Here is an 8,846-nt window from a genome sequence, read left to right as displayed (position 1 = left end):
GCCGCGCCCCGGCCCCTGTCGAGGACGAAGAGGACGACGCCGGGGACGCGGTGGCGGACCCCTGGTCCCGCGAGGCCCGCGAGCTGGAGTCCTCGCGCTCCCCCATCGATGATCCGGAGGTCCTGCTGGACGACGCGCGCTCGTTCCTGCGCGAGCTGGAGGGCGGCGACCGCATCGCGTTCTGGGGCGCGGCGCTGGTGGTGCTCTCCTGCTTCATGCCGTGGAAGGAGACGGCGGAGGACGGCGACTTCCTGGGCCTCATCAGCCTGGGGTTCATCTCCTTTCTCTTCGCCGTCGCGACCATGGTCTTCGTGGGCCTGCGCGCGCGTCAGGTGATGACCTGGGTGAACCCCATGCTGCCGTGGGGCGCGCAGATGTTCTGCAGCGTGGTGACCCTCGTCTGGTCGCTGGTGTTCCTGAAGCTCTCGTCGGACACCACCCTGGTGCCGTCGCCGCTCGGCAACGCGGAGATGATGAACTCGTCGCCGAGCATCGGCTGTTTCCTGGGCATCCTCGGCGGCGTCATCGCGGTGCTGGGCGGCCTGATGGGGCTGAAACGCCAGCAGGAGTAGGCCCCGAGGATTTCGCTGCCGCGCCGGATGGGAGGCGGGCTACCGTCGCCCACCACCATGTCCGACGCCACGCCCCTCTCCCGCCTCCTCGACGCGCTGGGCTCGGCCGTCGTGGGCCAGCCCCGCGTGCTGGCCGACCTGGTGACGGCCTTCCTCGCGCGCGGCCACGTGCTGCTGGAGGGCGTGCCTGGCGTCGCCAAGACGCTCACCGCGCGCAGCATGGCGGGGGCGCTGGGGCTGTCCTTCTCCCGCGTGCAGTTCACCCCGGACCTGATGCCCGCGGACATCCTGGGCACCAACGTCTTCCAGCCGCAGTCGCAGACCTTCCGGCTGATGAAGGGCCCCGTCTTCACGGAGGTCCTGGTCGCGGATGAAATCAACCGCACCCCGCCCAAGACGCAGGCGGCGCTCCTGGAGGCCATGGAGGAGCGGCAGGTCACCATCGACGGCGTCACCCACCCGCTGCCGCCGCACTTCTTCGTCGTCGCCACGCAGAACCCGCTGGAGCTGGAGGGCACCTATCCCCTCCCCGAGGCCCAGCTGGACCGCTTCCTCATGCGCGTGCGCGTGGGCTACCCGGACGGGGACGCTGAAACCTCCCTGCTGCGCGCCTTCCACCAGCGCGAGGGCCGGCCGCCCGCCGTGTCCCGCGTGCTGGACGCGGCCACGCTGACGGAGCTCCAGGACCGCGCGGCGCGCGTCGCGTGTGACGACTCCATCCTCCAGTACGTCGTGCAGCTGGTGCGCGACACCCGCGCCCACCCCCGCGTGCGCCTGGGTGCCAGTCCCCGCGCCGCGCAGGCCCTGCTCGCGGCAGCCAAGGCGCACGCGGCGCTCCGGGGCACGGACTTCGTCACCCCGGACGACGTGAAGGCCGTCACGCCCAGCGTCCTCAACCACCGCCTCCTCCTCAAGGCCGAGGCGGAGGTGGAGGGCGTCACCGCGGACGACGTGCTCAAGCAGATGCTCGAACGGGTGCGAGTGCCCCGGTGAGCCTCGGGCGTCCCGTCCCCAGCGGCCTCGCCGTGGCGCTGTTCGCGGGGGCGCTGGTGCCCGCCGCGCTCGCGGTGGCAAGCCCCGCCTTCGGGTGGCTGGCGCTCGCGGTGGACGTGGCCGTCCTGCTCCTGTGCGCGGTGGACTTCCTGCGCGCGCCCCACGCCCGCGACGTCGAAGCGCGCCGCGAGGTGGAGCCCATCCTCTCCTCCGGCGTGGAGAACACCGTGCGCTGGGAGCTGCGCTCACGCACGGACCAGACCGTGCGCGGTGAGCTGCGCGACGAGCCGCCCCTGGACGTGGAGAGCCACGGCCACCGGCAATCCTTCACGCTGGAGGCGGAAGGCGCGTCCACGCGGCTGACGTACCGGGTGCATCCGCCCTCGCGGGGCGACGCGCGCTTCGGTGACGTGAGCCTGCGGCTGATGGGCCCGCTGGGGCTGTGCTCGCGGCAGGTGAAGCTGCCCGCGGGCCAGGACGTGAAGGTGTATCCGGACCTGCGCGCCCTGTCGCGCGAGGCGCTGTCGCTGGCGCGCGCGTCGGAGGCCGTGTCCGCGCGCACGCTCTTGCGCAAGTCGGTGGAGGGCCGCGAGTTCGAATCCCTGCGCGAGTACCGTCCCGGCGACGACTACCGCCACATCGACTGGAAGTCCTCCGCGCGCCACGGCCACACGCTGGTGCGCACGTGGCAGCCGGAGCGCAACCAGCCGGTGCTGCTGCTCCTGGACTGCGGCCGTCACATGGCGGGCCGGGTGCAGGGGCGCAGGAAGCTGGACCACGCGGTGGACGCGGCGCTGCGGCTGGCGCGCGTGAGCCTGGACGCGGGGGACGTGGTGGGCGTGCTCGCCTTCGCCAGCGACGTGCGCGCCTTCCTGCCCCCACGCAAGGGCGCGGAGCACCTGCGCCTCATCACGGAGTCCCTCTACCGCGCGGAGGCCGGCCTGGAGGAGAGCGACTACGGCCGCGCGTTCGACTTCGCCTTCGCCCGCCAGACGCGCCGCGCGCTGGTGGTGCTCTTCACCGACCTGGTGGATCCGGACGCGTCCCAGGGGCTCCTCACGCGCACGCTGGCCCTGCGCCCGCGGCACCTGCCCGTCGTCGCGTCGCTCCTGGACGAGGACCTGGAGGCCGCCGCCACCGACGTGCCCGGCGACGCGACGTCCGCCTACGCGCGGCAGGCCGCCTCCCGCATGGAGGCCGAGTACCGCCGCACCGCCACCACGCTGCGCGACGCGGGAGCGCTGGTGGTGCGCGCACCGGCGCGCGGCTTCGGCGCCGCTGCACTCAACGTGTACCTGGACGTGAAGGCGCGCGGGCGGCTCTGAGCGCTCACAACGCATTCGTCAAGCCTTTTGAAACACTCCGGCACGTGCGCGCGCATGTGGCGCTCCGCCGAACGCCACGCTTGCCAATCGCGCGGAGGCCGAGTTTTCGGCCTCGGGGAGGACCCCCTTTACAGATGCGGATCGCTCCCCAGAATGGCGCGCCTCAACAGTTCGCGCGCATGCGCGCAGGCTCCAAACCGGACGGGAGGCGGGACTTGGCGGAGGTCGCAAGGGGTTTGAAGCTGGAAGTGGAAGCGGACGCCGCGGCCATCGCGGCCCGTGCCGCGGACGAGCTGGTGGAGGCGGGGCTGACGCCCTTCCACGAGCGGCTCCTCGCCGAGGAGCTGCTGGCGCGCAGCGGTGACACGCAGCAGCGGCTGGCCAACGCGCTGGCCGAAGCGAAGGTGGACCTCAACCCCCACCAGGTCGAAGCGGCCATGTTCGCGCTGGACGCGCTGTCGCGCGGCGGCTGCATGCTCGCGGACGAAGTGGGCCTGGGGAAGACCATCGAGGCGGGCCTCGTCATCGCCCAGCTCATGGCGGAGGGGAAGAACCGCATCCTCATCCTCGCCCCCGCGGTGCTGCGCGCTCAGTGGAACGCGGAGCTGCGCGAGAAGTTCGACCTGGACAGCGTCCTCGTCGACGGCCGCGACGTGAAGAAGCACAACAACTGCTTCGATCAGCCCTTCCCCGTCATCTGCTCGCATCCGTTCGCGGCGAACCGCTCCGCGCTCGTGGCGGAGATCCCGTGGGACCTGATCATCATCGACGAGGCCCACCGCCTGCGGAACGCGCACCGGCCCAACAACAAGACGGGCCAGGCGCTGCGCGCGTCGCTGGCGGGCCGCCCCAAGCTGCTGCTCACCGCCACCCCGCTCCAGAACGACCTGATGGAGCTGTTCGGCCTGATGTCGCTCCTGGACGAGCAGATCCTCGGGCCCGAGCACGCCTTCCGCAGCCGCTACCGCGCCGACGAGGGCGGCGGCATGACGGAGGCCGCCGCGTGCGAACTCAAGGAGCGGCTGGCCCCGGTGGTGCAACGCACGCTGCGCCGTCAGGTGCGCGAATACGTCCGCTACACCAACCGCCGCAGCATCGTGGAGGACTTCCTCCCCTCCCCCGAGGAGCACGACCTCTACGAGAAGGTCAGTGAGTACCTGCAGCGCTCGGAGGCCGCGGCCATCGAGCCGGGCAAGAAGACGCTCCTGACGCTGTGCTACCGCAAGCTGCTGGCCTCCTCGACGTTCGCCATCGCGCCCACGCTGCGCCGGCTGTCGGAGAACCTGGAGAAGCGCCTGGCGGCCGCGCGGCTGGGACAGCAGGCCCTGGCCCTCTTCGAGCCGGAAGAGGCCAAGCAGTTCGTGGAGGAAGGCGAGGAGTGGTCCGACGACCCCGCCAAGGCGCCCCAGGTCCGCACGCTGGAGCAGGAGGTCTGGGAGCTGCGGCAGTACGCGGACCTGGCGGACTCCATCCGGATCAACGCCAAGGGTGAAGCGCTCAAGCGCGCCCTGGACCGCACCTTCGCGGTGATGCGCACGCACTCCTGGCCCGAGAAGGCGCTCATCTTCACGGAGTCCAAGCGCACGCAGCAGTACCTGTTCCGGCTGCTGTCAGAGCACGGCTACAAGGACAAGATCTCGCTGCTCTCCGGTGACGCGGGCGGCACGCCCGAGGAGCGCCGGGCGCTGGTGGAGGAGTTCCGCCACAAGACGCAGATCCTCATCTGCACCGAAGCGGGCGCGGAAGGCCTGAACCTCCAGTTCTGCAACCTGGTGGTGAACTACGACCTGCCCTGGAACCCGCAGCGCGTGGAGCAGCGCATCGGCCGGTGCCACCGCTACGGCCAGCAGCGCGACGTGCTGGTGGTGAACTTCCTCAACCGGCAGAACGCGGCGGACGCGCGCCTGTTCGAGCTGCTGGAGAAGAAGCTCAACCTCTTCGACGGCGTCTTTGGCGCGTCGGACGAAATCCTGGGCGCGCTGGAGAGCGGGGTCGACTTCGAGCGGCGCGTGCTGGACATCTACCAGTCCTGCCGCAACCCGGCGGACATCAACATCGCCTTCGACAAGCTGCGCGAGGAGCTGGAAGGCAGCATCACCCAGCGGATGACGTCCATGCGCTCCGTGGTGCTGGAGCGCTTCGACGGCGACGTGCGCCGCCGGCTGCGCGTGGCGGGAGACGCGGCCAAGGAGGTGGTGGCCAAGCGCCAGCAGGAGGCGAAGGCGCTCACCGGCTCCGTGCTGGGCAGCCGCACCTCCGGACGGCTCCAGGTGGCCAAGGCCGCCTACGCGGTGCGCGACCGCACCCAGGACACCGTCAGCTACCTGCAGCTGGACGCGGCGGGCCTGCCTTCACGGCTGGCGCGGCTGGCGGGCAGCGAGGGCTGGTGGTTCGTCTACAAGTTCGAGACGACGGGCCTCAAGCCGGAGGAGAAGCTGGTCCACCTGGTGCTGGTGAAGGACCGGGACGGCGGCTTCCGGGCCCTGCCGCTGACGGACGGTGTCCACTTCACGAAGCTCGACGCCAAGGAAGAGAAGCGGCGGCAGCCCGCGCCGGTGTCGGTCCAGCTCATGCAAGAGCAGTCGCTCATGACCGCCAAGGATGAGCTGATTCGGGCCGCGGAACGGCGCAACGCGTTGGAGCTGGACAAGGCCAAGGAGCGCGCGGACCGCTACGTCGAGGACTGCCTGATGGAGTCGCGCGAGGTGGTGGAGTCCGCCCGCCAGGCGTGGTTCGACGCGCGCAAGGACGTCGCCGGGGTCGAGGACGTCGCGGAGCGTGCGAAGGCGCGGGCGCACTCGGACCGCCTGGAGCGCGACTACCGCCGCAAGCTGGCGTCGCTGCGCAATGAAGAGGAGAAGCGCTACGCCTCCAAGGACCGGCAGCTGGCGGACCTGGCCAACAAGGGGCGCGTGACGGAGAAGCGCACCCTCATCGCGTCCGCGTACTTCTGGCTGTCGTGAGGCGCCGGGCCCTGGGCCCCTCTAGAGGGGCTTGAGCCGCACCCACGTCGCGCCCCAGCCTCCGTCGGACTCGGAGGCGGTCTGGAAGGTGTCGACTTCCGGCAGCGTGGGCAGCAGGGACTGCACGGTGCGCCTGAGCGCGCCGGTGCCCTTGCCGTGGATGATGCGCACGTCCAGCACGCCCTTCTGGCGGCAGGCCCAGAGGTACTCGGTGACGAGGTCCTTCACCTCGCGGGGCTGGAAGAGATGCAGGTCGAGGTTTCCATCGACCGGAATTTCTACTGCTTCCAGGTCATCGGGCGGAGGCTCCGGCCCCTCCGGCGGCAGGGGCGGGGTTGGCTTTCGGCGTGACACCGTAGCGGGCCTCCTCCTGGCGCTGCTTCTCCTCGGCCGCCAGACGCTGGCGCTCGCGCGCGAGCCGGAACTGTTCCTTGAGGCTGGTGATCTCCCCCTTGAGCGTGGAGATCTCCTCCGTCACCGCACCCTGGTGGCTCGTGCCCCCATCGTCCACGGGAGTGCCCGCCCGCTTGCCTTCCGAGCCTGCGCCACCGGCGGAGGTCATGTGCATCAGCAGGGCAGCCAGGGTCATCGCCTTCATGGCCTTTCACGTAAGCAAGCGCCGTGCTCGCGCGCAAGTCATGTTGCGTGGACAGCGCCTCGCTGGCCGCTGTCCTCCTTGTGTGACACGACGCGTTCCGCGAGGCGGACGGCGGACAGGGGGGCGCTGCCTTCCGCCTTGTTGTTGATGGTCACGAAGACGGGCCGCTCGCGCCGCACCGCCGCCATGCACACACGGGCCAGCACGTCGCGGGTTCCCACGTCCTCGTCCACCAGCCGGTTGAACGGCGCATAGCGGGCGTAGGCCTCCTCGTAGCCCAGGTTCGGCGGCAGCATCCAGCGCACCACCACCGCGCGGGACTCGAAGGCGCGCGTGAGCTTCGCCTGCCGCGCGACGGGCGGCATGTGGGCCCAGACCGCGAGCACCGGGCTCACCCCCGTGTCCGCGAGCACCTGGGCGAAGCCCTCCGTGAGCAGTTCCTCGTTGCGGACCTCTACGGCATACAGCGGCCCCTTGGGCAGCGCGGAGAAGAACGCGTGCAGCCGCTCCACGAAGCGGCCCACCCCACCCAGCGCCGCGGGGTCCTGCGGCGGGAACTGGAAGACGAGCGGCCCGGCCTTGTCGCCCAGCCCTTCCAGGAACGGCCCCACCACGTGGTCCACCGCATAGGCGGCCTGGAGGAAGCGGTCGTTCACCTGCCCCCGGTGCGCGCCGTAGCGCTCGTGCACGGGGAAGCGCGCCAGCGTGCAGGCCTCATGGGCCTTCACCAGGAAGCGGAAGCCCTCCGGCACCTGCTGGGCGTACTCGGCGAAGGTGGTGGCCGGCACCGGCGCGTAGAACGTCCGGTCGATGCCCACCGTGCGGAGCACCGGGTGGTGCGCGTAGGCGGCCAGGCCCTCGCGTGCCAGCTGGGTCGTGCTGGCTTCGTGGTCGTAGACCAGCCCGTTCCAACCCGGGAAGGTCCACGAGGACGTGCCCAGGTAGACGCCCTGGGGAAGCTGCTCGCCCAGCATGCGCAGGTCCCCGGACGGCTCGGACGGCCCCACCGGCTGGGTCCGGCGCCGCGAGGACACCGGCGGCTCCTCCACCGCGCCGGTGAAGAGGTCGAACTGCGCGGGTCGTCGCGATGCGCTCATGCGTTCAGCTCCTCTCCCAGGGCGGAAAACCAACGTGGGACCCAGGGAGTAACCCCGGCGTCCAGGCGATGCAGGAGGTTGCCCCGATTCGAGGCGACGTTCCAGGTTTCTGGCACGCCCCCCAGGCGGCCGGGCACGCACAGCCTGTCGCCCTCCGGGCGCGACGGTCTGTGATTGAACGGACGTCCAACTGCAAACGCAGTCGCGTCGCAGTAAGATGCTCAAACCGGGTAAGTCATCCTTACTTCTGGAAAGCTTGACCGTGGTTGCAACGGCTGGGGGGATTCATGGACTGGTCGTTGACCGCATCCCTGCTCGCCGAGCGGGACACGCGACCCATCGTCGTGATGGACCGGCGTGGCCGCATCGAGCTGGCCAATGGCGCGTTCTCGTCGCTGCTGGGCCGGCCTCGCGAGGAATTGCTGGGGCGCCGCTGGACGGAGGTCTGCACACCGCCTGAACACGGGCGCGAGGTGGGCCAGGCGCTGCGGGCTGTCTTCACCAGCGCGGAGAACCGGCTGGAGACGGAGGTGCTCACGCGCGCCGGCGAACGGCTGCCGGTGGAGTTGGACCTGGCCGCCGTGGGCCAGCCGCCGCTGCGGCTCGTCGCCATCATCACGCGCACGTCACCGCCCTGCTTCGTCCCGGAGCATGCCGCCAGGCCGGAGCCGCCCCGGGCCCCCGGGCCGCCCCAGGAGCGGAGCTACGAAATCTCCACCGAGCTGTCGTCGTTCGGGACGCTCAAGGCCGTGTGGACGTCCGAGCACGCGCAGCACGGGGACATGGTGGGCCGGCCCTGCTTCGGCGCCTTCGCCCACCGTGACGCGCCCTGCCTGGACTGTCCGCTCACGGCGGCGGCGCCCCCAGCCTGGCCGCACACCATCGTGCGGCAATCCACCGCGCAGGCCGAGGGCTACGAGGTCGTCACCGCCACGCCCACGGGCGCCGGCACCGCGCGCGTCAGCGTGCACACCATCGGTGACGCCACGCTGAGCGGCCTCTTCGAAGCCAAGGTACAGCGCATGGCGCACACCGCGCGGCTGTCCGAGCGGGAGGGGGATGTCCTGAAATATCTCGCGCTCGGCCGCTCGCCCACTGACATCTCGACTGTGTTAGGGATTACCGAGCGCACCGTAAAATTCCATCAGGCGAACCTGCTCCGGAAGCTGGGCGCGGAGACCCGGTACGACCTGCTCCGCCTGTTCTTCTGACCAGGGCGCCTTCCCTCCGGGACAGCTTTCACGCCGTTGACATTGGAGGATGCTGAACCTTCGACCCCGGAGTCTGGTGGGTCGGGG

At 70.8% G+C, this 8,846-nt stretch carries 8 protein-coding genes; 5 read left to right on the top strand and 3 right to left on the bottom strand.

Annotated elements, in window-relative coordinates; translation table 11 throughout:
• The 4 genes from D7W81_RS21865 to D7W81_RS21850 form a co-directional block, all read left to right on the top strand.
• On the top strand, positions 1–572 hold a 572-nt coding region (locus D7W81_RS21865), incomplete at its 5' end, for a hypothetical protein (RefSeq protein ID WP_120557335.1).
• A gap of 57 nt (positions 573–629) precedes the next feature.
• A complete protein-coding gene (locus tag D7W81_RS21860) occupies positions 630–1,565 on the top strand; it encodes an AAA family ATPase (RefSeq protein WP_120557332.1) in 936 nt (311 codons plus the stop codon).
• Positions 1,562–2,890, top strand: a complete 1,329-nt coding sequence (locus D7W81_RS21855) for a DUF58 domain-containing protein (protein ID WP_120557331.1) — start codon at positions 1,562–1,564, stop codon at positions 2,888–2,890. Before D7W81_RS21860 ends, D7W81_RS21855 begins: the two co-directional genes overlap by 4 nt.
• 179 nt (positions 2,891–3,069) lie before the next feature.
• Complete coding sequence (locus tag D7W81_RS21850) at positions 3,070–5,853, top strand: SNF2-related protein (protein WP_120557334.1); 2,784 nt, start codon at positions 3,070–3,072, stop codon at positions 5,851–5,853.
• A gap of 21 nt (positions 5,854–5,874) precedes the next feature.
• On the opposite strand, the gene D7W81_RS21845 is transcribed toward D7W81_RS21850, so the two are convergent.
• Genes D7W81_RS21845 through D7W81_RS21835 form a run of 3 tightly spaced genes read right to left on the bottom strand, consistent with a single transcriptional unit; the run spans position 5,875 to position 7,548 of the window.
• Positions 5,875–6,207: a Smr/MutS family protein gene (locus tag D7W81_RS21845; protein WP_120557330.1), complete on the bottom strand. Its 333-nt coding sequence runs from the start codon at positions 6,205–6,207 to the stop codon at positions 5,875–5,877.
• Positions 6,146–6,451 (bottom strand): hypothetical protein, encoded by a 306-nt coding sequence (locus D7W81_RS21840; RefSeq protein ID WP_208721401.1) that lies wholly within the window; start codon positions 6,449–6,451, stop codon positions 6,146–6,148. Before D7W81_RS21840 ends, D7W81_RS21845 begins: the two co-directional genes overlap by 62 nt.
• 38 nt (positions 6,452–6,489) lie before the next feature.
• Positions 6,490–7,548: a DUF72 domain-containing protein gene (locus D7W81_RS21835; RefSeq protein ID WP_120557329.1), complete on the bottom strand. Its 1,059-nt coding sequence runs from the start codon at positions 7,546–7,548 to the stop codon at positions 6,490–6,492.
• 287 nt (positions 7,549–7,835) lie between these two features.
• On the opposite strand from D7W81_RS21835, the gene D7W81_RS21830 reads away from it, so the two are divergent.
• On the top strand, positions 7,836–8,759 hold the full coding sequence (locus D7W81_RS21830; protein ID WP_120557328.1) for a PAS and helix-turn-helix domain-containing protein: 924 nt from the start codon (positions 7,836–7,838) through the stop codon (positions 8,757–8,759).
• The last annotated feature ends 87 nt before the right edge of the window (positions 8,760–8,846 follow it).

The organism is Corallococcus aberystwythensis, from assembly GCF_003612165.1.
GTDB lineage: Bacteria > Myxococcota > Myxococcia > Myxococcales > Myxococcaceae > Corallococcus > Corallococcus aberystwythensis.
Note: the sequence above shows the minus strand (reverse complement) of the source record. Positions and strands in the feature narration are given on the sequence as shown.